General features: G+C 48.8%; 22 protein-coding genes and 1 tRNA gene. 17 read left to right on the forward strand and 6 right to left on the reverse strand.

Features of this window, described 5'->3' with window-relative positions; genetic code table 11:
• Window positions 1–20: 20 nt before the first annotated feature.
• The 8 genes from ccmA to JQN59_RS07960 all read left to right on the forward strand — a co-directional run bounded on the left by ccmA (window position 21) and on the right by JQN59_RS07960 (window position 6,348).
• On the forward strand, window positions 21–641 hold the full coding sequence (gene ccmA / locus JQN59_RS07925; RefSeq protein WP_043017002.1) for a cytochrome c biogenesis heme-transporting ATPase CcmA: 621 nt from the start codon (window positions 21–23) through the stop codon (window positions 639–641).
• The gene (gene ccmB, locus JQN59_RS07930) at window positions 638–1,297 is read left to right on the forward strand and encodes a heme exporter protein CcmB (protein WP_048215891.1); all 660 of its coding nucleotides are present in this window, start codon (window positions 638–640) and stop codon (window positions 1,295–1,297) included. Before ccmA ends, ccmB begins: the two co-directional genes overlap by 4 nt.
• Before the next feature lie 76 nt (window positions 1,298–1,373).
• Window positions 1,374–2,111, forward strand: a complete 738-nt coding sequence (locus tag JQN59_RS07935; protein ID WP_003027538.1) for a heme ABC transporter permease — start codon at window positions 1,374–1,376, stop codon at window positions 2,109–2,111.
• Window positions 2,108–2,320, forward strand: coding sequence for a heme exporter protein CcmD (gene ccmD / locus JQN59_RS07940; RefSeq protein ID WP_048215892.1), 213 nt, complete (start codon window positions 2,108–2,110; stop codon window positions 2,318–2,320). The genes JQN59_RS07935 and ccmD overlap by 4 nt, the downstream gene beginning before the upstream one ends.
• Complete coding sequence (gene ccmE, locus JQN59_RS07945) at window positions 2,317–2,796, forward strand: cytochrome c maturation protein CcmE (protein ID WP_016150677.1); 480 nt, start codon at window positions 2,317–2,319, stop codon at window positions 2,794–2,796. The genes ccmD and ccmE overlap by 4 nt, the downstream gene beginning before the upstream one ends.
• Complete coding sequence (locus JQN59_RS07950; protein WP_048224655.1) at window positions 2,793–4,748, forward strand: heme lyase CcmF/NrfE family subunit; 1,956 nt, start codon at window positions 2,793–2,795, stop codon at window positions 4,746–4,748. Before ccmE ends, JQN59_RS07950 begins: the two co-directional genes overlap by 4 nt.
• Complete coding sequence (gene dsbE / locus JQN59_RS07955; RefSeq protein ID WP_003834613.1) at window positions 4,745–5,302, forward strand: thiol:disulfide interchange protein DsbE; 558 nt, start codon at window positions 4,745–4,747, stop codon at window positions 5,300–5,302. Before JQN59_RS07950 ends, dsbE begins: the two co-directional genes overlap by 4 nt.
• Window positions 5,299–6,348, forward strand: coding sequence for a cytochrome c-type biogenesis protein CcmH (locus JQN59_RS07960; protein ID WP_149607658.1), 1,050 nt, complete (start codon window positions 5,299–5,301; stop codon window positions 6,346–6,348). Before dsbE ends, JQN59_RS07960 begins: the two co-directional genes overlap by 4 nt.
• 96 nt (window positions 6,349–6,444) lie before the next feature.
• Here the strand turns inward: JQN59_RS07960 and narP are convergent, their stop codons facing one another.
• Window positions 6,445–7,092 (reverse strand): nitrate/nitrite response regulator protein NarP, encoded by a 648-nt coding sequence (gene narP / locus JQN59_RS07965; protein WP_003834605.1) that lies wholly within the window; start codon window positions 7,090–7,092, stop codon window positions 6,445–6,447.
• 623 nt (window positions 7,093–7,715) lie between these two features.
• Between narP and JQN59_RS07970 the strand changes: the two genes are divergently transcribed.
• The 8 genes from JQN59_RS07970 to JQN59_RS08005 all read left to right on the forward strand — a co-directional run bounded on the left by JQN59_RS07970 (window position 7,716) and on the right by JQN59_RS08005 (window position 19,650).
• A complete protein-coding gene (locus JQN59_RS07970) occupies window positions 7,716–8,372 on the forward strand; it encodes a hypothetical protein (protein ID WP_046881763.1) in 657 nt (218 codons plus the stop codon).
• Window positions 8,373–8,667: 295 nt separating this feature from the next.
• Window positions 8,668–8,883 (forward strand): helix-turn-helix transcriptional regulator, encoded by a 216-nt coding sequence (locus tag JQN59_RS07975; RefSeq protein WP_149607657.1) that lies wholly within the window; start codon window positions 8,668–8,670, stop codon window positions 8,881–8,883.
• A gap of 42 nt (window positions 8,884–8,925) precedes the next feature.
• Entirely contained in the window at window positions 8,926–10,602 is a 1,677-nt protein-coding gene (locus JQN59_RS07980; RefSeq protein ID WP_149607656.1) for a DUF5906 domain-containing protein, read from the forward strand.
• 290 nt (window positions 10,603–10,892) lie between these two features.
• Window positions 10,893–13,007, forward strand: a complete 2,115-nt coding sequence (locus tag JQN59_RS07985) for a KAP family P-loop NTPase fold protein (RefSeq protein WP_149607691.1) — start codon at window positions 10,893–10,895, stop codon at window positions 13,005–13,007.
• A 181-nt stretch (window positions 13,008–13,188) separates the two neighbouring features.
• On the forward strand, window positions 13,189–16,743 hold the full coding sequence (locus JQN59_RS07990; protein WP_149607655.1) for an SIR2 family protein: 3,555 nt from the start codon (window positions 13,189–13,191) through the stop codon (window positions 16,741–16,743).
• A gap of 433 nt (window positions 16,744–17,176) precedes the next feature.
• Window positions 17,177–17,716 (forward strand): hypothetical protein, encoded by a 540-nt coding sequence (locus JQN59_RS07995; RefSeq protein ID WP_239484217.1) that lies wholly within the window; start codon window positions 17,177–17,179, stop codon window positions 17,714–17,716.
• Window positions 17,717–17,726: 10 nt separating this feature from the next.
• Complete coding sequence (locus JQN59_RS08000) at window positions 17,727–17,927, forward strand: hypothetical protein (protein WP_004900171.1); 201 nt, start codon at window positions 17,727–17,729, stop codon at window positions 17,925–17,927.
• An 847-nt stretch (window positions 17,928–18,774) separates the two neighbouring features.
• Window positions 18,775–19,650, forward strand: coding sequence for an integrase domain-containing protein (locus JQN59_RS08005; protein WP_149607654.1), 876 nt, complete (start codon window positions 18,775–18,777; stop codon window positions 19,648–19,650).
• Between the two features lie 140 nt (window positions 19,651–19,790).
• On the opposite strand, the gene JQN59_RS08010 is transcribed toward JQN59_RS08005, so the two are convergent.
• From JQN59_RS08010 to JQN59_RS08025, 4 genes are all read right to left on the reverse strand, one after another.
• The gene (locus JQN59_RS08010) at window positions 19,791–21,023 is read right to left on the reverse strand and encodes an integrase domain-containing protein (RefSeq protein ID WP_188110098.1); all 1,233 of its coding nucleotides are present in this window, start codon (window positions 21,021–21,023) and stop codon (window positions 19,791–19,793) included.
• Between the two features lie 208 nt (window positions 21,024–21,231).
• A tRNA-Pro gene (locus tag JQN59_RS08015) sits at window positions 21,232–21,308 on the reverse strand.
• Window positions 21,309–21,382: 74 nt separating this feature from the next.
• Window positions 21,383–23,143: an LPS biosynthesis-modulating metalloenzyme YejM gene (gene yejM, locus JQN59_RS08020; RefSeq protein WP_003834595.1), complete on the reverse strand. Its 1,761-nt coding sequence runs from the start codon at window positions 23,141–23,143 to the stop codon at window positions 21,383–21,385.
• 31 nt (window positions 23,144–23,174) lie between these two features.
• The gene (locus tag JQN59_RS08025; RefSeq protein WP_003027506.1) at window positions 23,175–23,402 is read right to left on the reverse strand and encodes a YejL family protein; all 228 of its coding nucleotides are present in this window, start codon (window positions 23,400–23,402) and stop codon (window positions 23,175–23,177) included.
• Window positions 23,403–23,536: 134 nt separating this feature from the next.
• Between JQN59_RS08025 and yejK the strand changes: the two genes are divergently transcribed.
• Window positions 23,537–24,544: a nucleoid-associated protein YejK gene (gene yejK, locus JQN59_RS08030; RefSeq protein ID WP_003027504.1), complete on the forward strand. Its 1,008-nt coding sequence runs from the start codon at window positions 23,537–23,539 to the stop codon at window positions 24,542–24,544.
• 120 nt (window positions 24,545–24,664) lie between these two features.
• Here yejK and rplY read toward each other — a convergent pair whose 3' ends face one another.
• Window positions 24,665–24,949, reverse strand: coding sequence for a 50S ribosomal protein L25 (rplY, locus tag JQN59_RS08035; protein ID WP_003027502.1), 285 nt, complete (start codon window positions 24,947–24,949; stop codon window positions 24,665–24,667).
• Window positions 24,950–24,983: the final 34 nt, after the last annotated feature.

Genomic DNA, 24,983 nt, shown 5'->3' on the forward strand with positions numbered 1-24,983 from the left:
CAGGATGTAGATAACCAGGTATGCTTGAAGCCAGAGAGTTACTTTGCGAGCGGGATGACAGAATACTGTTTAGCGATTTGTCATTTCGCGTCAACGCAGGGGAATGGGTACAAATTACCGGCAGCAACGGCGCAGGGAAAACCACTCTGCTGCGGTTGCTTACCGGGCTGGCGCGTCCCGATGCAGGGGAGGTTTGCTGGCAAGAGCAGCCGCTGCATCACGTGCGGGACAGCTACCATCAGCAACTGCTGTGGATCGGACATCAGCCGGGGATAAAAACCCGGCTTTCGGCGTTGGAGAACCTGCGTTTCTTTCATCATGACGGCGATATTGCACAGTGTCTGGCTGCGCTGGCGCAGGCGGGACTTGCCGGATATGAAGATATCCCGGTGAACCAGCTCTCCGCCGGACAACAGCGGCGCGTGGCGCTGGCCCGTTTGTGGCTGACCCGCGCCCGGCTGTGGATCCTCGATGAACCCTTTACCGCCATTGATGTGAACGGCGTTGAGCGACTGACTCAGCGTATGGCGCAGCATACAGAGCAGGGCGGTATTGTTATTCTCACCACCCACCAACCGCTCAATGTCGAAACCGATAAAGTGCGACGTATTGCGCTGACCAGCGAGAGGGCAACGCAATGATGTGGCGAATCTTCCGTTTAGAACTGCGAGTTGCGTTTCGTCATAGTGCGGAAATCGCCAATCCTTTATGGTTCTTCCTGATTGTTATTACGCTGTTCCCGCTGAGCATTGGGCCGGAGCCGCAGCTTCTGGCGCGCATTGCGCCGGGCATCATTTGGGTTGCGGCGCTGCTGGCGTCATTGCTGGCGCTGGAACGCCTGTTTCGTGATGATCTGCAGGACGGCAGCCTTGAGCAACTGATGCTGCTGCCGTTACCGCTACCGGCCGTGGTGCTGGCGAAAGTGATGGCGCACTGGGTCGTGACCGGCCTGCCGCTGTTGATCCTCTCGCCGCTAGTGGCGCTGCTGCTGGGCATGGATATGTACAGCTGGAAAATTATGGCGCTGACGTTGTTACTCGGAACGCCGACGCTGGGCTTCCTCGGTGCGCCGGGTGTGGGGCTGACGGTGGGCTTAAAGCGCGGCGGCGTGTTGTTAAGCGTGCTGGTGCTCCCGCTCACCATACCATTACTGATTTTTGCAACCGCCGCGATGGATGCGGCTTCTATGCACTTACCGGTTGAAGGGTACATGGCAATTCTGGGCGCGTTGCTGGTCGGCAGCGCCACGTTAAGCCCGTTTGCCACAGCCGCGGCGTTACGGATAAGCGTGCAGTAACGAGAATTAGATGTGTAGGCCGGGCAAGGCGCTCTGGCACAACGGATTTTAATTTATGGAGTCTGGTGACTGAACTATGTGGAAAACACTTCATCAATTGGCGATGCCCCCTCGGCTCTATCAGATCTGTGGCTGGTTTATCCCGTGGCTGGCGATTGCCAGCGCGGTGGTACTGATAACGGGATGGGTCTGGGGCTTTGGTTTTGCGCCTGCGGATTATCAGCAGGGGCAGAGCTATCGCATTATTTATCTGCACGTTCCGGCGGCAATCTGGTCGATGGGCATTTATGCCTCGATGGCTGTTGCCGCGTTTATCGGCCTGGTCTGGCAGATGAAAATGGCCAATCTGGCGCTGGCTGCGATGGCGCCGATTGGTGCAGTGTTTACCTTTATTGCGCTGGTGACCGGCTCCGCATGGGGCAAACCGATGTGGGGAACCTGGTGGGTCTGGGATGCTCGACTCACCTCTGAACTGGTACTGTTGTTTCTCTACGTGGGTGCCATTGCGCTGTGGCATGCCTTTGACGACCGCCGTCTGGCAGGTCGTGCCGCCGGTATTCTGGTGCTGATTGGCGTGGTCAACTTACCGATTATCCACTACTCGGTTGAGTGGTGGAATACGCTGCATCAGGGTTCTACCCGCATGCAGCAAAGCATCGATCCGGCGATGCGTACGCCGCTGCGTCTGGCAATCGTCGGCTATCTGTTACTGTTTGTCACGCTGGCGCTGATGCGCATGCGTAACCTGATTTTGATGATGGAAAAACGCCGCCCGTGGGTGAGCGAACTGATCTTAAAAAGAGGCCGCCAATGACCCCTGCATTTGCATCATGGAGTGATTTTTTCGCGATGGGCGGCTACGCCTTGTATGTCTGGCTTGCCGTAGCGATGAGCGTTATCCCGCTGGTGGTGCTGGTACTGCATTCCACGTTACAACATCGCGCAATTTTACGCGGTGTAGCGCAGCAGCGGGCGAGAGAAGCGCGTATGCGTGCGGCGCAAGTGCAACGGGAGGCGGCGTGAATATTCGACGTAAAAATCGGTTATGGATAGCCTGTGCGGTACTGGCGGGTCTGGCGTTGACCATTACGCTGGTGCTTTATGCGCTGCGTTCTAATATTGACCTGTTCTATACGCCGGGAGAGATACTCTACGGTAAGCGCGAAACACAGCAGATGCCCGAAGTCGGTCAGCGCCTGCGCGTGGGCGGAATGGTGATGCCCGGTAGCGTAAAGCGCGATCCGCAGTCGTTGAAGGTGAATTTCAGTATCTATGACGCCGAAGGTGTGGTGGATGTCACCTACGAAGGCATTCTGCCGGATCTGTTCCGCGAAGGGCAGGGTGTTGTTGTTCAGGGCGAGCTGAACGAAGGAAATCATGTGCAGGCCAAAGAAGTTCTTGCCAAACATGATGAGAATTACACCCCGCCGGAAGTCGAAAAAGCGATGCAGGAAAACCATCGTCGCCCGGAAAGTGTTTATAAGGATAAAACGTCATGATGCCTGAAATTGGCAATGCGCTGTTGTGCCTTGCGCTCGGCGTGGCGTTACTACTGTCAGTCTATCCGCTGTGGGGCGTAGCGCGCGGCGACGTGCGAATGATGGCCTCCGCGCGGCCTTTTGCCTGGGTTCTTTTTATCTGCGTGATGGGGGCGTTCCTGATTCTGGTCAACGCCTTCGTGGTTAATGACTTTACTGTCACCTACGTTGCCAGCAACTCCAATACCCAGCTTCCAGTCTGGTATCGGGTGGCAGCAACCTGGGGGGCTCATGAAGGCTCGCTGTTGCTATGGGTGCTGCTGATGAGCGGCTGGACCTTCGCCGTTGCGGCGTTCAGCCAGCGTATGCCGCTGGACATCGTTGCTCGCGTGCTGGCGGTGATGGGGATGGTAAGCGTTGGCTTTCTGCTGTTTATTCTGTTTACCTCCAACCCGTTTGCCCGTACGTTGCCCAACTTCCCTATTGAAGGGCGCGACCTGAACCCGCTGTTGCAGGATCCGGGACTGATTTTCCATCCGCCGTTGCTGTACATGGGGTATGTCGGCTTCTCCGTGGCCTTCGCGTTTGCGATTGCCGCGCTGATGAGCGGACGACTGGACAGTACCTTCGCCCGTTTTTCGCGTCCGTGGACGCTGGCGGCATGGGTGTTCCTGACGCTGGGTATTGTACTCGGTTCGGCCTGGGCCTATTACGAGCTGGGCTGGGGCGGTTGGTGGTTCTGGGATCCGGTTGAGAACGCCTCGTTTATGCCATGGCTGGTGGGAACGGCGCTGATGCACTCGCTGTCGGTAACCGAACAGCGTGCCAGCTTTAAAGCCTGGACGCTGCTGCTGTCAATCTGCGCATTCTCGCTGTGCCTATTGGGTACTTTCCTGGTACGCTCCGGCGTGCTGGTATCGGTGCATGCCTTCGCCTCCGATCCGTCGCGCGGGATGTTTATTCTGGCCTTTATGGTATTGGTGATTGGCGGCTCCCTGTTGCTGTTTGCGGTGCGCGGTCACAAGGTCCGCTCACGGGTGAACAACGCGCTGTGGTCGCGTGAATCTCTGCTGTTGGGCAACAACGTTCTGCTGATTGCCGCCATGCTGGTGGTGCTTTTGGGCACGCTGCTGCCGCTGGTGCACAAACAACTGGGTCTGGGCAGTATTTCGATTGGCGAACCGTTCTTCAACACCATGTTTACCTGGCTGATGGCGCCGTTCGCGCTGTTGCTGGGTATTGGGCCATTAGTGCGCTGGGGCCGTGACCGACCGCGTAAACTGAAAACGTTACTGATTATCGCGTTTGTCACCACGCTTGTTCTGTCGCTGCTGCTGCCGTGGTTGTTTGAGGATCGAGTTGCCGCTATGACGGTGGTAGGGCTGGCGATGGCATGCTGGATATTCGTGCTGGCGATGTCCGAAGCATTCCTGCGTGTTTCCCGCGGAACGAAATTAACACCAAGCTATTGGGGCATGGTGTCGGGCCACGTTGGGCTGGCGATTACTATTGTCGGTATTGCCTTCAGCCAGAACTACAGCGTTGAACGCGATGTGCGCATGAAAGCAGGTGATAGCGTCAGTATCCATAACTATCAGTTCACGTTCCGCGAAGTGAAAGATATTACCGGACCTAACTACCGGGGCGGTGTCGCCATTATTGGCGTTACCCGAGATGGTAAACCGGAAGCCACGCTGCATGCGGAAAAACGCTTCTATAACAGCACCAGTTCGATGATGACCGAAGCGGCAATTGACGGCGGATTCACGCGCGATCTGTACGCCGCGCTGGGTGAAGAACTGGATAACGGCGCATGGGCTGTGCGTCTGTACTACAAACCGTTTATTCGCTGGATTTGGGCCGGAGGATTGCTGATGGCGCTGGGCGGATTGTTCTGCCTGTTTGATCCACGCTATCGTCAGCGCGCGCGTCCTCGCGCCGCGGTGCAAAAAAATGCGTCGGAGGCTGTATGAAGCGCAACGCACTGTTAATTCCGTTTATTATTTTTCTGATCATTGCTGCGGCGCTGCTGTGGCAGCTGGCGCGTAACGCTCAGGGAGACGATCCCACGAATCTGGAATCGGCGCTGATCGGCAAACCCGTTCCGACATTCCGCCTGGAGTCGCTGGAGAATCCGGGTCAGCATTATCAGGCCGATGTGCTGACCCAGGGCAAACCGGTACTGCTGAACGTCTGGGCGACCTGGTGCCCGACCTGTCGCGCCGAACATCAGTATCTGAACCAGCTATCTGCACAAGGCGTGCGGGTGGTGGGTCTGAACTATAAAGACGATCGTCAGAAAGCCATTGTCTGGCTGAAAGAGCTGGGCAATCCTTACTCATTAAGCCTGTTTGACGGCGACGGTATGCTCGGTCTGGATCTTGGCGTGTACGGCGCGCCGGAAACGTTCCTGATCGACGGTAAAGGTATTATTCGCTATCGCCATGCCGGTGATTTGAATGCCAGGGTGTGGGAGAGCGAGATCAAACCGTTGTGGGATAAGTACAGTAAGGAGGCTGCGCAATGAGATTTTTACTGGGCCTGCTGATGCTGGTTATCTCGGGATCTGCGCTGGCGACCATCGATGTGATGCAGTTTAAGGATGAAGCGCAGGAGCAGCAGTTCCGTCAGCTTACCGAACAGCTGCGCTGTCCTAAATGTCAGAACAACAGTATCGCCGATTCTAACTCGATGATTGCCACCGACCTGCGCCAGAAAGTGTACGAACTGATGCAGGAAGGGAAAAGCCAGAAAGAAATTGTCGATTATATGGTGGCGCGCTACGGCAACTTTGTCACCTACGATCCGCCGTTGACGCCGCTTACTGTGCTTTTGTGGGTGATGCCAGTGGTAGCGATTGGTTTGGGCGGCTGGATTATTTTTGCCCGTACTCGCCGACGCGTCCGGGTGAAGCTTGAAGAGTTTCCTGACGACGTTTTCCCGGATGGCAAGCGCGGTGGATTTGGGTTGTTTGTGCCCGGCATCGTGGTGGCGCTGATCGTTGGTGCGGTGAGCTATTATGAAACCGGCAGCTATAAGCAGGTTCAGGTCTGGCAGCAGGCCACCGCTCAGGCTCCGGCGCTGCTGGAACGCGCGTTGGATCCGAAAGCTGACCCGCTCAATGAAGAAGATATGACACGTCTGGCGCTGGGACTGCGCACGCGTTTACAAGCCGATCCTACAAACGTTGAAGGTTGGATCATGCTTGGGCGTATTGGCATGGTACTCGGTAACGCCAGTACGGCCACTGAAGCCTATGCCAATGCCTATCGACTGGATCCTAAAAACAGCGATGCGGCGCTGGGTTATGCGGAAGCACTGACCCGTTCATCCGATCCTGACGATAATCGCAGGGGAGGGGAGCTGTTACGCCAGCTGGTGCGCGGCGAGCATGCCAACGTGCGGGTTCTCAGCATGTACGCGTTTAACGCTTTTGAACAGCAGCGCTTTGGTGAGGCGGTTGCGGCATGGGAGATGATGCTGAAATTATTACCGGCCAATGATACCCGTCGGGCGGTGATAGAACGCAGCATTAAGCAGGCGATGGAGCAGCTAACGCCGCAGGAGAAGTAAGAGTCCAGATTGCCCGAAGGCGTGCTGCTTTCGGGCCTGTGCGAGCTTTGTAGGCCGGATAAGACGCTGTTGCGTCGCCATCCGGCATCTCATTGATTACTGCATGCCGCGTGTTTGCAAAAACAGGATGGTGGCAGCAACGCGAGAACGCACGTTGAGTTTGCGCAGCAGGTTACGAATATGCACCTTCACCGTCTGTTCGGAAATATTCAGTACCGACGCAATCTGTTTATTCGACAGCCCCTGAGCCAGCTCGTGTAACACATCCAGCTCGCGTTCGGTGAGAATGCTGAATGGATCTTCCTGCGCACCAAACAGGTCGCGTTCGCGCAGATATTCGCTAACACGAGCGCTAAACGCTTTACCACCTTTGGCGCCGTTACGAATGGCTTCCAGCAAGACTTCGGGATCGCTATCTTTCAGTAAATAACCATCCGCGCCGGCATCAATTAAGGCGTACACATCGCTGGCGGCATCCGATACGGTAAGAATAATAATTTGCGCGGTGACGCCGTCCCGACGCAGCGCATTCAGGGTGTCCAGCCCGCTCATACCTTTCATATTGAGATCCAGCAGGATCACATCAAGGTCCAGACGGTTTGCCAGATCGATAGCACTTGCGCCGTCGCCTGCTTCAGCGACTACGTCAAATGCGGGATCCAGTTGCAATAATTGACTAATTCCCCGCCGCATGAGTGGGTGGTCGTCGACAATCAGCACCCGAAAAGGCGTTACTTCAGGCATACTATTCTCCTGAGCTTTTATTAGTATCATTATTGTTTTCAGCGCATCAATCGTCCAGATTCATCGCGCTGATGAGAGGATGAATTTTACCCCAATTTGTGCATGGGTAAGTAGTAAAACCTGTGCTGAAGGCTGCTGTAAAACTCAGGAATGCGGAATCGCAGACATAAAAAAACCAACCACAAGGGTTGGTTTTTTTGGGGATTTTTGGTCGGCACGAGAGGGTTAAAGAATATATGTATGTTATTGATTTAAATGTAATTTTATAAATATATATTTGATTGTATGCCTATATCTATGCCTAAAATCAGACGTCATTCCTGTTTGAGCAACATCACAATTTCGAACATTTTTCGACCTAAACAGATCATGTCTTTTTCTTTCGCTTTTCTTTTATAACCTATATCACCTGTACCATAAGTAGATAATCAGTTAATAAAAAAGAAATAATTCGTGGTACAGGTCGATTTTATAGCTGTTCCATACCTTCACCCTCTGTACCCCCTCCATGTTATCCGCTGCACACTTTTTATCTTCTGAGATAAACCCATTCTAACGGTATGGTAATGTCATGTTCGTACATTTTTAAACCAATCATTCACCAGCATTACCAGGATAAAAAGATGATCAGTCCCGTACGCCAGAACATATTCGAACGGGCAGCCAGTACCCCCGCGCTCAGTATGCGCGAACTGGCCCTGTTGCTGTGCGGCCTCGATCTACGCTTGCAAACCGCCGCGATACCGGAGAATAAGCGGGAATACTATGATATCTGGCTTTACCAGATATCCCGGCAGATAAAAGCCGCCGGATTACAACCTCAGGGCAAAAACAAACAGCTCTACCCGGCAGACGAAATGTTTGCGCTGGCGCACCTGATGACTGATGAAACTATCACCCCGGAGCCGATCCGGACGCGTTGCCTTCAGGCTGTCACCACCATTGCCAACCAGAACCTGGCCAGGAGCTGGTTAATGCGCTTGGGCGGTCCACCGCTGCTGGAACTGGGCCTGACGCTGCGCCGCAATCAGCGTGGGCAATACCGTAAAACAACGGAAAGAGAAAATACTGACAGGCTGCTCTTTCTGTTGATCATGCTGTTGGTCAAAAACTCGCATGGGGTGTATGGCACACCGGAATCCCCCCATCTGGCTGACATCTGGCGAGATATCCAGACGCTGGCGGAGCGCGAAGGACTTCCGGCTGAGGGACTATCACGATCGACTATTTATAGTAAGTTAAAGTCAGCTCTGACTATCCCCCGGCGCTCCCGCGATTAATTCCTCTCCGTCTGGCCCTCCATAGTAGTCCGGGAACGTCTCAGGACGTGTTCGGCCTCGTTCTTTACTCAACCATTCAATTCAGTGAACTTGCTAGTTTCTTATTCTAAAACAGTCAGATAAAGCAAATTTGGATGCTCTCAATTCTCGCGAGCAAGAAGAGCACTACTCACCGGACAGGGGATTCTTTCACTGGACGGCCACACCTTTCACTGTATTTTTTCTGACCTGTAGACGCCCTGTAACCTGCTGAATAGTATCAACCTTGCCACCTCACCCCAGTACAGGAGCGATCATGATCACATCACAACCACTCACTTCCCTGGATTTTCCGCTCTCCGGCAACGTGCGCATCCGTCAGGTAGCGCTGTTCCTGGCAATGAGCGAATCCACGGTTCACCGCCGGGTGAAAGATCCCGGTTTCCCGCAACCAGTCCGCCTTTCATCACGCCTGGTGGTATTTGATGCCGCCGAAGTTCGTCGCTGGCAGGAACGGTCAAAAACAGGTTAACCGCCGCTCAGGGATGAGCGCTATCGTGAGTAGAAAAGCATCATGAAACGCGCACCAAATGTAAAAAAGCTCCCGGAAGATAAATATACGGAGGCCATCATCTTCGCCGGAGATGAAGCCTGGAATGCGGCGAAGCGCTACATGCAGGACCCGGAAGCGGACGATCCTGTCCCGCCAATAGTGCTCGACCTGGACCAGTTAGAACATCTCAGCGAACTGGACATCATCGACGAAAACCGTTATCGGGTACGGATTCACCAGGCCGGGCGCATCGCACAACTGCCCCTGACGCAGATTGCCCATAAGCTGGCGCTGGCAAATGTGCAATACGCCGTGCTGTATGATTTGAAGGGCAATTTGCTGGAAGACTGGACATCTCAGCTTGCCCGCCTGAAAAGTGACGCCGCCGAACTGTTGGCCTCTCAGCAAGCGTTAAGCGATGGTACGCCGTTAGCGGAAGCCGATCTCCAGCGCCTTGAAGCGCTTAATAACGAATATACCCATGTACTGCTTTCCGGCGAGCATTACGTGGTCAGCGTGAAGCCTCATGCCGTCACCGGGCGAACGCACACTTTCCAGACGCTACGCGCATTTCGCAATAACTTTCTGGCCGACAAACCAATTGCCGGAAAACCAACAGGCAATGCGTGGCTGCAATGGCCGGGACATAACAGTAAAACAGGTGGCATTGGCTTTTACCCGCAGCCAGCGCTCTGTCCACCGGATATCTGTAACCTGTTTACGGGGTTCATTACAGAGCCGTTGCCGGGTGATATATCGCCCTTCCTTTATCATGTAGAACAGGTGATCTGCGCCGGAGATAAGGTGGTGTCTGATTATCTTCTGCAATGGATGGCTCACCTTATCCAGCGCCCAGAGGAAAAACCCTCCGTAGCTATCGTGATGAAATCGGTGGAAGGCACCGGAAAAAACACCCTGGTGCGTCCTCTGCTGCAAATACTCGGCCCGTATGCTGCGCAGATCAACGGTATCAGGCACCTGACCGGGCGCTTTAACAGTACGCTGGCAAACAAGCTGCTGGTATTTGTCGACGAAGCCGAAATGACGGAAGCCGGATGTGCGGACAGGCTGAAAGCTATCATCAGTGAGCCGGTCTTTCACCTGGAACGTAAAGGGATGGAGCCGGAGCCTGTCCCTAACTACGCGCGGATGATCTTTGCCAGTAATCACGAGCAGGTCATCCGGGCAGGGCTGTATGAACGTCGTTTTCTGGTGCTGGAACCAGACGCTCGCCGCATCACGGACAAAGATTATTTTGATCGGCTGTATCGCTGGCTGGACGAAAACGGCGCAGCCCACTTGCTTCACTGGCTACAACATCTGGACCTGACAGGCTTCGATCCCCGCCGTGCTCCTGTGACTCAAGCTCTGAGAGAAGAGAAGATCGCCAGCCTGCCGCTAGTACATCAGTTTATGCTGGCTGAGCTTGAAACCACGCGGCCATTCAGTGGCATGGCACGCCTGACGGCTACCGAACTGGTGGAGAGGTTTTTGCTCTGGTGTACAACGCATCATCTTTCTCTGTCTCCCGCTGCCGCTAGGGCAATGAGTGGCAAGCTGATGCAACGATTAGGCGTCCCGGTACAGGGGCGCTCAGGTAGGGGGATAGGGAAATATTATGAACTACCGGAGGGGGATGTGCTGCGTCAGAGGTTTGCAGCAATTTTGGGGGAAGCGACGAACGTACTCTTTGGTTGAGTGACGCCGGAGTGAATTCTCTTCCACTTTCATACCGTTTACTTTATAACCATCAATCCTATCAAATCAGGATCATACCAAACACGTAAAAACATTTAAGAAAGATATTAATTCCAAATCCTCAACACGATTCATCAATATTAACACTCGGTATCCAGTGTAACATTTATGAACAGCTATCATAAGGTAACCTACTGATAAGCCATCAAAATGAGTGTATATTGTTCAAGATTAGAGACAGTACATTTTCATTAATATCTGTAAGTAGTACTGAAAATTTGGGAGGGGGAATGGGAAAATATCATAATGATCAACCTATTAGGGGTGGTTCCAATGATCCTGATTTATTAAATAGATTAGATTTTGCCAACCATTTGGCGAATGCTTTACTTCTGGATCATGACGATAGTTGCTTAACTATATCTTTAGAGGGTGAGTGGGGATATGGAAAGACATCTGTAATTAACTTGGTTAAAGGAGCATTAAATGAAAAAGAACAATTGCCTATAATAGTAGAATACAACCCTTGGTTAGCAGGTAATTCAGACTCATTAATCCAAGATTTTTTAATACAATTATCTTCACGCTTGAGGATAAGCAATCACTCTGAAAATGCTCGTAAAGCAGCACAAGAATTAATTATTTACTCAAAACTTTTCAGTGTCGCGAAATTGATCCCTGGCATGGAACCATGGGCTAGTATTATAGAGAAAGTATTTTCTGGTTTTGGTGATATAAACAAAGAAATATCAGATCTTGATAAATTAGATTTGATGGCTCAAAAAAAGAAAGTTTCGGTTGCGCTCGAAAAAATAAAAACACCCGTTGTAGTTATTATTGATGATATTGACAGATTGACACCTGCAGAAACATTTCAGGTATTACGATTAGTTAAAGCTGTTGCAGATTTCTCTGGCACGTCTTTTCTTCTGGCTTTTGATGCAAACTATCTTGCATCTGTTTTAAACAAAAATAACATAGTAAATTCAACTGAGTATCTTAATAAGATCATCCAATTAAGAGTTCCTCTTCCATTAATATCTGAAAGAGGAATGAATGAACTTGTTAATGTAGAGTTAGAACGTTTAAGTAATAAGAATTTAACCGATCAATTTGAAGGTGATCAAGAAAGGCTTAGTTGGATTTATTATAAATATTTCACAAAACTAATAAAAAATCCAAGAGATCTCAAAAGATTATTTAACCATTTGAGATTTGTTCTGTTACAAATAGAGGGGCAAGTCTGCTTTTCTGATCTTTTTTCCTTATCGCTTTTAGCAACAAAATCTGAATCAATATATAATCATATCAAAAATAATCCTGAAGCATATATTGGGTGTCATTTATCAAAAAATAATGTCATGCTCAATAAAACAGCGGACGTAGTTGCATCCTTTAATGATATTAGAAATGAGTTAATTTCATCCCATGGAGGGGATAAAAAGGAGATACTTCATAATCTCCTTGGCGAAATATTTCCGTTGATTAAATCAGGAAATTCACCATATCGTAGTGCATCTAATGCAGATGCTAATGGCCGAGTATCATCTCCTCAGCGATTATATATTGCATTACATTATAATACTCCAATTGAATATTTATCTGATCAACAAATTCAGGAATTTATTTCTGGTTTAATTGATCGTAAAGATTTTCTTGATAATGTTCTTTCCAATGATGCAGAAGATCGATTTTTTGAAATGATGCATATTTATGCTGACCTTTGCAAAGATAAAAGTTATGAAGTTTTAACTGACATTTTTGATGCATTTTTAGCATCTGAAAAACTAAAAAAATCATTGCTAAGTAATTTGGAGTTCTTCTCAACTGATATGTATACAAAGATAAATTGGCTTGTGTTTGAAGTCATATCAAAAAGTAAAGCGAAATATGAGATAATTAAGAGAATAGTAGAACGAGAGGAAAACACTCCGTTTAGCGGTGATATACTAAGGGATATAAGATCTCAGTATAAAGAACAAAATAATGATAATTTTTGGTTAAACACTTCTCAGTTAAACGAAATAGAATTAATTTTCCAAGATGTGGCAATTAGTGCATTATCAAATAAACGTTTTTTGAATAACAACCTCGAGCCACATATATTTTATGCTTTAAAGGCATCTTCTAAGGATAAAGCTTCCGCATTTATCTCCAATTTATTTGGTACTTCAGAAGGAGTTATCAGAATTTCAGAATTAATTGGAGAATCTGGTAGGGATTCCACTAACGGACCATACGTCCAAATTAAGGATAATGATTTTTCTGATTTTATAAATATTAAAATACTTAGAGCCGAAGTTGAAAAATTATATATTGAACATTACTCTAAAAGAACTCAGGCTATTCTGAAGAGTATTATGGATGGTCGTAAATATTATTTAAGGGATAGTACCAATGATTAATGAATTTGGTATCATTTCAGTATGTGAAACTAATCAATGAACCGTTTATAAGGAATCAGGCAATGGAGCAATTTTGGAGAATAAGTAATTGTTTTTATTCTGAACCTTTTATTATATACCATAAAAATGACAAAATTTGCTTGAAATCTGATTCTTCTCTAATTTTATTTTGGTGAATTCAATGAATACAAAATTTTCATCTCTTCCCGATTATCCTGCTTTAAAAAAACTTGCATCAGCATTATGGCAGCAAGATAACGCATATCATGGTGCCGCGATTATAGTCGGTGCTGGCTTTAGTCGGAGTTGTGCATCAACAGGTGATAACAGCAGAAAGCTTCCACTTTGGAATGATTTTGCAAAAATTCTTTCAAAAGAATTAGCATCAGGAAGCAACGATCCTCTCCGTTTAGCGGAAGAGTATAATGCTTATTTTGGTAAACGAGCTCTCCATGACCTTATAAAGAAAGAGGTAAACGATTCCGCATGGACTCCTGGCGAGTTACATTACTCTCTTATGGAATTACCATGGTCTGAAATATTAACAACAAATTGGGACTCTTTGCTCGAAAGAACCTCTGCAGAAGTACATAGTCCAGTTTACTCTATCGTCTCTAAACCGGAAGATCTTTCTAATGCAAAAACACCTCGGATAGTCAAATTACATGGAACTATAGATATAACAAAAGAACTAATATTCACACAGGAGGACTACCGAAAATATCCTCAATCATATGCCGCATATGTAAATTTTGCACGACAGGTTTTCATTGAAAATGAACTGTGCCTGTTGGGGTTCTCCGGTGATGATCCTAATTTCCTTCAATGGGCCGGATGGGTTAGAGATAATTTAGCAACACATTCCCGCCGTATTTATCTTGTAGGTGCATTAAAACTAAACGCAGCGAAACGCAAATATCTGGAATCCATTAACGTAGCACCAATCGATCTAGATGATCTCGTAGCCGATTATGATGATATCGACTTAAAGCATAAACAGGCAACGAGGTTATTTCTCGAATTTTTACACGATATGAAGCCGAATCAAGTTTGGGAATGGGAACCCTCACGTTCCCAACGAGTTGGGTTTAATGAAGATGAAAGAAATAAAATATATAATGATTCTTCATATGCTGCCAAATTGCTTGAGGGTCAACTCCCTGTACTAAGAAGTGATAGAGATTCCTATCCTGGTTGGTTAATCTGCCCTGATCCTATACGATGGGAATTGCAAAATCAGTTTAATATCCCATCACCAAAAAAAGAACACTTACAACATATGACAGCAGAAAGCCGAGCATGCTTATTATACGAAATATCTTGGCGTTACGAAAAAACTTATGATTTACCACCGAGTTGGTTAATCCATGAATTATTAACTGTATGTGATCTAAATACTCCTTGTGGCCTAAGCAAGAAACAACAACTTGAAATTGCACTATTGCTTTTAAAAAACACTCGTTGGCTTAACCCAACTGATTCTAAACCAATTATTGAAGAAACAACTAAAATATTAGAAAAAGGTATTAAGTATTGGCCAGAACTTGCCAATGAGTTGGCGTATCATCAAGCTATAGTATCACGAGACAACTTTGATTTTCACATTATAGAAGAAAATATAAAAAAAATAACAGAATGCAACCCTGATTGGAAAATAAAAAAAGCTTCATTGCTTGCTGAGTTGGGAGAATTCGAAGGTGGGGAAAGATTAATCACCGAGGCATATAAAGAACTCCTTATACAATATCGCAATGACAGAAATTCCATTTATATACTTTCTCGTTTAGCATGGGGTCAATGGTTAATGGAAGGTGTTAAATATTGGTCATCAGAAAAAGAATTTAAAATTATATCCATTAATACTCAGATACAAAAATGTAATCCTTGGGATCATCTTGAGTACATAAGAAAACGCATCACAGATGAACTAACAACACAACAAAATAAAATGGCGATTAAACCATCATTTGAACCTGGTTATTATAAGGACAACTCGAATACAATAACTTTTGGTAACATATTGCATCCGCTTTTTATTCTAGAAGGAATTTCAAGAGATGCTGGAATTCCTGTGTGTTGGGACTTCAGAGGTTTTTTAGTTCAACATGCTGCCATGTTATCGGAAATTGAAACGGATAATAATATTCATCGATTCTCTCTGGCAATACGATCTGCAAACAGTGATACTTCAGATTCACTAATAAATAATTTCTCGAGGATTAAAATCGCATGTCTTCCGCAAAGCGATGTAGAGCATCTTTTAAATCAATGTTCACAAGCAGTGGAATATTGGATTGAAAAGTGTAAAGCAGGGAAAAATAAGGGTAATCATCATGTTATAACCAAGTTGAGGGTTTTCATTGAAGTATTAGCGAGAGTATCTGTACGAGCGACTCCTGAGCAGGCCAAAAAAATATTTCGCTTAGCTTTATCACTAGGTAGGATAAATGAATTGCATCATTTTTGGTTATTTGATGCACTCAAGCATTTAATTGAATTTTCTCTTGAAAGTATACCTAAATCAGAGCATTCAGAAATCTTGTTAGAAGCATTAATGTTCCCTCTGGCATCAGAAATTGAAACCGTTGGACCAAAGGAATGGATCAACCCAATAATTGAAAATCCAGGAAATAGAGAACAAAATTCAGCTATTGATCGTCGTATTGATGAAATTATTGAACGTATTTCGCCATGTTCATCACAAAGTGCACCATCACTTCTCAGACTTCTTCCATTGATCGAGAACAATTTTCTCACCGAGAGCGAAAAAAATAAAATAGCGGATCAGATATGGGGAGCTAATCCAGATTACCAGAAACTACCTAATACTGGTTTGTATTTTTATTCATTGTTAAAAATTCCTTCTCGAGATGTATTATCTTCTAACAATCTCGTCAGAGAAACTCTATTTAATGCAAATGACAAGCAGTTATTAGATCAAAGTCATCTAGCAAATATAATTAATGCCGCAAGGGCAAGAGATGTTAATGAACTTCCATCACCTGAACAAGCAATCCGGTATTTCAATATATTGATTTCTTGGGAGGCAAAGAAACATGACAATGACATGCTTGGTTTAAAAGAAAATGAAGAAATTCGCAGAATTGAGTTGATTGGGCATGCTCTGGCGTATTCAGTACTTCCATCTTTACCATTATCAGAATTAACTGAGGATAATTTTAAGCGGCTTATTTCATTCTATAATGATAATGGCGACGCTACTGAAGTTTTAGTCGCTCTTGCATATTTTTCTGCTGCAAATGACGCTTTTACTGAACGTCTAGAAAATATTTATAAGAAAACTCTTCAGAGCAAAGATATAGATGAAGTTGTATGTACATCTTACGCAATCTATACATGGATGAAATTAAATAAATCTTCTGCTGTCGAACGCTTAACAGTCAGGCTTATCTATTTAATTGAGCCAAATAGGATGGCTTATTTACATGGGCTATTATGGACAGTGAATGAAATGTATTGTTCAGAATACCTTTCTAATAGGGATATAGAGTTTCTAGTTGATATTCTTCCTGTAATCTTTGATAGCGCCACCTATACAGATATAAATCCAGCCAGTAAAGAATCGATAAGCATTTCACTCGTTCGTGCCGCATGCGTCAGACTAGCCAAAGATATTCTGACCATTAGTCACCGCGAAAATAAGGAATTGTATAGAATTATTAACGAAGCAAAGCTAGATCCTCTTCCTGAAGTTAGGTTTGCAAATATTGATTGATTTTTAGGTTTCCTTGCATCATCAAAGGCAATTCGTTACAGTTAGCCCGCAATCCCGAAGGGATTGCCGGGCGTGGAAACCCGAAAACACCTACCTGGTGATAACTCTTGTTATCGCCCTGATCTGCCGTACCTCATGCATGGGTCTTTTGGTGCATGTGATTCAATGGCAGCTCAGGTGAGGCAGCCTTCGGGCTGGCCGGATCTGGTAGGCCGGTATTTCCACCCTTGTCTGGGCTGCCACCAATGAGCGTGGAAACTCTGGTGGTGGTTAATTTTCCCTACCAGGAGAACATGATTATGTTTTCTTCACTCGCTTCATTGAAATCTCGCCTTGCGCATTACTGTTATACTCCCATCCCCTCTGACGACAACGACGAGTTGATTCAGATATTCAATATCAACCACCAGCACTGCGGTACTCTGCATCAGGAATGTCTCGAACGCTGGTTAAAAGCTGGCGAGAACGCTTCCCCGAAAAGCCACTTTCTCCCCACGATAACGCCTCTCTCCGTCTTGCCCTCGAAATCCTTAGCAGTCATACCCTCAATCAGTCAGAAGTCCTCAGCACATTGACCGAAGGGGATTTTTATTCTCCCGGCGGGTTACGTCATATCCGTCAACTCTTGGCCTCTGTGGTGTACGGATTTGCTTTCCGGCTAGCCGAGATCCGTATCGCCAGCGCGTACCAGGAAACGGAAGGTAGTCTTTTTATGCTGACTGAATCGTTGCGCCAGCTCGCGGACAGCGTCCTTGCTGACCATCGACATCACCGCCCCGTGGAACGTTGTCGGCTGGACAGTGTGGCGATGTCACTCACCGTAATACAGATCCGCCTGGATGAATGGCTGCGGCAGCCGGATAAACTTCTGCGGGATGAGTCGGTGATAAACGAACTCTGTGCCGTCAGTAATGCCATGAAATCGCTGCTGCTGGATATTGCCAGAATGCGCAGTGGTTGCTGGCAGCAATAAGGAGAACATCATGAATCTTACACCGGATAAGCCTACAGCCAGAGATCTCCTGGACCGCTGCCGTATCCTGACGCATTCCATGCTTGAGATCGATGAGCATGGCCCCAACTATGTCCTTCTCCTGATCCTCGCCGATCAGCTTCATTTGCTCTACGAAGCGTTTAAAGAAGCCGAGGAACTGGAAATGCGGCGTGAAAAGCTGCCGGAATAATGGCTGAAAGAGTAAGTACTGCCAGTTAAGGTGAGCAAAGCGGTAAGTTCACCTTAGCTGTATTGAAGGCAAAGGGAATGGCATTAAGGGGGAACGGCCCTGCCCGAAAAGGCCAAAAGGCCGCCTGCGCCAGCAGCCTGGCGATAGTTAGCAAGAACTTCTGGCGAAAACAGTATCAGTCCCCAAAGGGCATAAGGCATCATGTTATCGCATGAAAGATAAAACCATTAATTATCAATTGATTAAATAATATTATTGCTTGATCATTGCACCCAGAATGCTATGTTTACAACAACTGACGCAGTCCTGGGACTGCAAAAAGAGCCCTCAGGCGATACATGCAAAAAGGGCAGTTGCCGAAAGCAACGATCGCACGCACCTGAAGTTTTTCAAGTATGTCTGCGCCAAAACGGTGACAGATCCCAGCAACAATAATCTGCTAGTCCTGCGCCCAAAACGCTGGAATTCGCCCGACAAACGCCAGTGTATCTGGCCGGGGCGTCACTTTGGATGCGCCTGATGCACAAAGTGACGCCGGCTCACTCCGCTGCGCCAGCCCCGAAATTTCAGGCACGCCGCTCTATTTTTACCTGCTGAAGACGGCCAGTACGTGCGTCAATCGTTACAAAAAGGAGGAATGAACAGTACCGGAGGCGGATCACGACGATCCGGGGGCATCCCTGCTGACGCAGGCGGCCTGCACATCGTGCAGCACCGTACCCCGCCATACCTCAACTTTCGCCTTCCGGCGCACCGGTATTGTTCAGCATGGCGCAGTTTTCTGCGCCGTACATTCACCACGCGCCGGAAAAATGGAGTAAGCCTGTCACTGCGGGGGGAGGTCTACATGTCACGTCTGGCGCAGGATATGAAAAAACTGGCGCACCGTGCGGGTGGCAGCCATAAAACGGTCCATGACCGCGAACAGATGGCGCAGCGTTTTGCACATCATTTGCTGGCGCAGAATATCCAGATAACCCGAACCGACCATATTAAGGCCAGGCACATCACAGGCTATATCAATGAACGACTGGCGCAGGGCATTTCCCCGCGTACCTTACAGAATGAGATGGCGATGGTGCGCTCTATTCTGACTGAAGCCGGGCGTACACAACTCAGCCAGTCAGAATTAATCAGCAACCAATCGCTCGGTATCAGCGGTGCCTGCCGCGATGGAACACATCGGGCTATTCCAGATGCGTTTTACCAGCAGGTGCTGGAGCGGATACAGCAAACCGACGCTGGTCTCGCGGCCTGCCTGCAACTGGCAAGGGTGATGGGCCTGCGTGGTCAGGAGGCGGTACAGTGCTGCCAGTCACTGAAAACCTGGGATAAACAGCTGGAAAAAGGGGCTGAACGTCTGCCCGTGATTTTCGGCACCAAGGGCGGACGACCACGCATGACGCAGGTGACGGACCGGGAAGCGGTTCGTCAGGCGGTGAAAGAGGCACTGAATATTGCCGGGGAGCGTAACGGACATCTGATTGACAAGCCGGATCTGAAATCCGCGATGGACTACTGGCACAACCATCTCCGCGATGCCGGGCTGACAGGCGAATACTCCCCACACTCTCTTCGCTATGCATGGGCGCAGGACGCGATCCGCTATTACGAGGAGCAGGGACTGAGCCATAAAGAGGCGCTGGCGGTGACATCAACGGATCTGGGCCACGGTGATGGACGGGGGAGGTATATCGAGCAGGTGTACGGCCAGATGGATTAATAAGACCTGCATTGTGGCACAGGCAGGTGGTGTAATGAGACAGGTCTTTGACAGACCTGTACCACCAATAACAACTATAAATACAGCTAATTAAGTAAAGGTGGTACAGATGGTGCAGCTAAAACAGGAATTTAGCATTTCTATTTATCATCAAGGCATGAAAGCCCAAATCGTCCCGTTGCCGCCCGATCCACATAATTTCCCCACCAGACCATCATTTCACGTCGCTGCTCAAGGTAATTTGCCCGGTTGTAAGCTCGTCGAACTTCGTTGGTATCCATGTGCGCCAGCGCCGACTCAATGACATCCGGCGGAAAACCCGCTTCGTTCAGCGTAGTGGAGGCAATCGCTCGCATCCCATGCGCCACCAGCAATCCTTTAAACCCCATCCGTTTTAACGCCATATTCGCCGTCTGGCTGTTCATCGGCTTTTTTGGGTGTCCGAGTGCAGGGAAAATAAACTCGCCGTGCTGGCTGATGGGTTTCATGACTTCAAGCAGTCTCATGGCCTGTTCGCTGAGCGGAATGATGTGTTGACGCTGCATCTTCATGCGACCTTCCGGAATACGCCACTCTCGTGACTTCATATCCACTTCGCTCCAACGGGCACCAGATGCTTCGGCAGGGCGGCACATGGTGAGGAGCTGCCATTCGATCAGACAGCGCGTCTGTAACCGGATACTGGCGACAGACAGTGCGCGCATCAGTTCCGGTAACTGCTCGGGGGGGAGTGAAGGTCTGTGGCGTACTACCGGGCGGGGGAAAGCCCGGCCAACGCGGGCAACCGGATTAGCCACAATCAGGCCCGCATTCATGGCATAGTCCATCACTTCGTTAATCCGCTGCGTCATACGCTTTACGGTTTCCAGCTTACCGCCTGCGCGACAAGGCTCCAGTGCAGCAATAACCTGCTGTGCCGTGAGTTCATCAATGCCAATCTCCCCAATGTGGGGAAACACATACCGGTTTAACGAGTTCCAGATATCCTGCAGGGTATGGGGTTTCAGGCCTGCGGCTTTCTTCAGTTCATACCAGTTTGTGGCGACACATTTAAAGGTATTCTCTCTGGTGCGACGGGTTTTTTCCTGGCTTGCGCGCTGTTCTTCGAGTGGATCAATATATTTTGCCAGCAGACTTCTGGCATTTTCCCGCAGGACGCGAGCGTCAGCCAGCGTCACCGCAGGATAAGAGCCAAAACTCATCATGGCTCGTTTCTGACTGTGCGGCTTGTAGTAGCGAAAACGCCATAATTTTGAACCGGAAGAGGTGATTTGTAACTCAAGCCCACTGCCGTCATAAAGCACGGTGGCCTTATCAGCGGCCCTGGCATTTTTGACTTCAGTTGCGGTAAGCGGTCTGGTTTGTCTGGCCATTGTCATTCCTCCGCAAGCTATGATGCGTAGGCATAGAGAAAAACCATAAGGATTAATCTATGCCTTGCTGTATGCCTAAAACGGTGAATTTCAATGTACTCACATGGCTGGATATGAGCAATAAAAAACAGCAGGTCATAATAACCTGCTGTTCTTATTGGGGAAATGCCACTTTATGATGATTCATAACTGACACTTTTTATATTTTTGGTCGGCACGAGAGGATTTGAACCTCCGACCCCCGACACCCCATGACGGTGCGCTACCAGGCTGCGCTACGTGCCGACGCTATGGCTGCTAATACTACTGCTTTCCGCTACGAATGCAAGAGGATGCCTCACTAACTGATTTATAATTAATCAGTTAGCAATAAATCGTTTCTCATCCGTCAGAACCTGTAGCAGCAGGCTGAGCTGCGGTTTCTGATCTTTTATTTTCTCGCCACGTAAATCATAGGTCTGATAATTTCCGTTGTTGTTCAGCACCAGCGTCATCTCTGGCGTAGTCACTGCCATCGTGCTGCCGTCGGCGGCGGTCACCCAGTAATGGCGACGTGTAGCATTGAACAAATCCTGCCCCTGCGAGTATTCGTTAGCCGGCGTGCTGACATGCAGCAGGCGCTGCATCAGCGTCGTCATCAGGTCTGTATGATCGGTCAGGCTATTGATACGCTGGGCAGGTGTTCCCGGCCAGTGGATCACCAGAGGAACCTGCAGATGACCGCGCGACCAGGCAAAGTTGTTCTCTTCCTGAGTCAGCGGCACACCGCGACCCGCGGTAATAATCACCACCGTGTTGTCCAGTTTACCCGAGTCGCGCAGGGCGCTAAGAACACGGTTAATATTGGCATCCACATCCTGAGCGGCGCTGGCGTAGCGTTTGGCAAAGTTCTTCTGGTTACTGTCATCAAGGTTTGTCCCGTTAAAGGAGACCCAGGAGAACCAGCGATTATCTTCCTGCGCGTAGCGTCCCAGCCAGTTAATCCATTGGCTTGCGGTTTGTTCGTCTGATTGCGTTTGCACGCTCGGCATGGAGAAATCTGACAGTAGCGCCTGACGATAAAGCGGGCTGGTAAAGCCATCCGAGGAGAATAGCCCTAACTGATAACCCTGCTGGTTCAGTGCAGAGATCAGCGCCGCAGGCGTTCGGGTCGACAAAATGCCATCCATGTAGCTTGGTGATACGCCATAGAACAGGCCAAAGATCCCGTTATCCGTGGTGTTGCCTGAGCTCATGTGACGCGTAAAGGAGATATTCTGCCCGGCAAACTCAGCCAGCGCAGGCATCTGTTTTTCAAAGCGTGAGTAGTTCAGGCCGTCTACGGTGATCAGCAGAACGTTCTGGCCGGTGCCCATATCGCGATAGTGCAGTTCGCTGAGCGGGTACTGCACGGAAACCGCTTCCGGATTGCCTTGTTCGATCAGGCGACGCTGATACTCTTGCGCATCCAGCAGGCCATGTTTTTCCAGAAACTTACGCGCCGTCATCGGGTAAGAGAGTGGCAGGTTTGCGCGCTGCATGGTAATCGGGCGATAGAAATTGGCATCTGCCCAGATATACACCACATGCGAGGCGATAAAAGAAACGAAGAAGAATGCCGCTAACGGTTTGGCGAAATGGCGACGACGCGTCAGGCTGCGCAGCTTTTGCCAGCTCCAGGTCGCAAACAACATTTCTATTAACAGGATAACCGGCACGCTGATAAACAACAGTTGCCAGTCACGCGCCGCTTCATTCTGGTCAGGGTTAATGACCAGTTCCCAGACGATCGGGTTGAGGTGCAGGTGGAAGCGAGTGAAAACTTCGCTGTCGATTAACAACAGCGTCATGCCAGCCGTCGCCAGAATAGCTGATAAGAATCGCATCAGCCTCTGGGACATGACGATAAACGTCAGGGGAAACAGGATTAGCAGATAGGTGGCAAACACCAGAAAGCTAAAATGCCCGACAACGCTCAGGTAGGAATATACACGACCTGCAAGGGTTGTCGGCCAGTCGGCGACAAACAGGTAACGGCTACCGAGAACCATGGCCAACAGAATGTTGAACAAGGCAAACCAGTGCCCCCAGCTAACCATCTGGGAGACTTTCTCACGGTAGCGCTGACGATGAGTTACCATAAACTGTTGTTCGTTTCCCCGGAGCAGGCTCTTAATGCGCTTGGTCGTCGTTTACCGAAGACTGCAATGCGCGGGCAAAAGAGTTGGCAATCGCCTGGCGCTGGGCCGGTGCGATGCTTGTATTGATAAGGTTAGTCACCATGTTTCCCAGAACCATCAGGGAAAGGTCGGTCGGCGCCTTATGTTTTTCCAGTACGTTGAGCATCTCATTCAGCAGTTGTTCAACGTGTTCGTCACTATAGCGGGAAATTTGTGGCATAAATCGAAATCAGTCTGTTCATGAAAGGGCAACATATTACCGTACGGACAGTTTTTTTTCTGCTTTTTTATCTTCTATTGCGTCACTGCCCGGCAGGTGGTTGAATACCGCCCGGTCTAAAAGGAGAGTTTATCATGAGTCTGGATATCAACCAGATTGCCCTGCACCAGCTTATCAAACGTGACGAGCAGAACCTTGAGCTGGTCTTGCGCGATTCATTACTGGAACCGACAGCGACGGTTGTCGATATGATGGCTGAGTTGCATCGGGTGTATAGCGCCAAGAATAAAGCCTATGGCCTGTTTAGCGAAGAGAGTGAACTGGCGCAAACGCTGCGTTTACAGCGTCAGGGTGAAGAGGATTTTCTGGCATTTAGTCGTGCAGCGACCGGACGCTTGCGGGACGAGCTGGCGAAATATCCTTTTGCCGACGGCGGTATTGTCCTGTTCTGCCATTACCGCTATCTGGCGGTAGAGTATCTGCTGGTCGCCGTGCTGAACAATTTAAGCAGCATGCGCGTCAATGAAAATCTGGATATCAATCCGACGCACTATCTGGATATCAATCATGCGGACATCGTGGCGCGTATTGATTTAACCGAGTGGGAAACCAATCCGGAGTCCACGCGCTATCTGACGTTCCTGAAAGGGCGGGTCGGGCGTAAAGTCGCCGATTTCTTTATGGATTTCCTCGGTGCCAGCGAAGGTCTGAACGCCAAAGCGCAAAACCGTGGCCTGCTGCAGGCGGTCGATGACTTTACTGCCGAGGCGCAACTCGATAAAGCCGAACGCCAGAACGTGCGTCAGCAGGTGTACAGCTACTGTAACGAGCAGCTGCAGGCTGGTGAAGAGATCGAACTGGAGTCGCTGTCTAAAGAGCTTTCCGGCGTCAGTGAAGTCAGCTTCAGCGAATTTACCGCTGATAAAGGCTACGAGCTGGAAGAGAGCTTCCCTGCGGATCGCAGCACGCTGCGTCAGTTAACCAAATTTGCCGGCAGCGGCGGTGGGTTAACCATTAACTTCGACGCTATGTTACTGGGTGAACGTATTTTCTGGGATCCGGCGACGGACACCTTGACCATCAAAGGTACGCCGCCGAACCTGCGCGACCAGCTGCAGCGCCGCACGTCTGGCGGGAAATAAAACCGTGTGCCGGGTGAGAGCGTTAACGCCTTATCCGGTCGACGAGAACCATCAGTATCGATGACAAAATCCCATAAAAAAACCCCGCCTTGGCGGGGTTTTTCTTCAACTTGTTTGCGATTACGCGCGAACGAAGTCGATGTGGGACAGCTTCGGCTTGAACGGGTGACGCTGTACAGCCTGAGCTTTAACTTTAACTTCTTTACCGTCAACAACGATGGTCAGAACTTCGCTGTAGAATTCAGCTTTAGCTTGCATGTTCATAACTGCATCGTGATCCAGTTCGATAGCAATCGGGGCTTCTGCGCCACCGTAGATGATTGCCGGGAACTTGTTAGCGGCACGCAGGCGGCGGCTCGCACCCTTACCCTGCTCTTTACGTACTTCAGCGTTGATAGTAAACATTTAAATCTCTCTTTAATAATTCCTGCTACAGGCG

Origin of the sequence: Citrobacter sp. B72 (assembly GCF_016894305.1) — a bacterium.
Classification (GTDB): Bacteria; Pseudomonadota; Gammaproteobacteria; order Enterobacterales; family Enterobacteriaceae; genus Citrobacter; species Citrobacter portucalensis.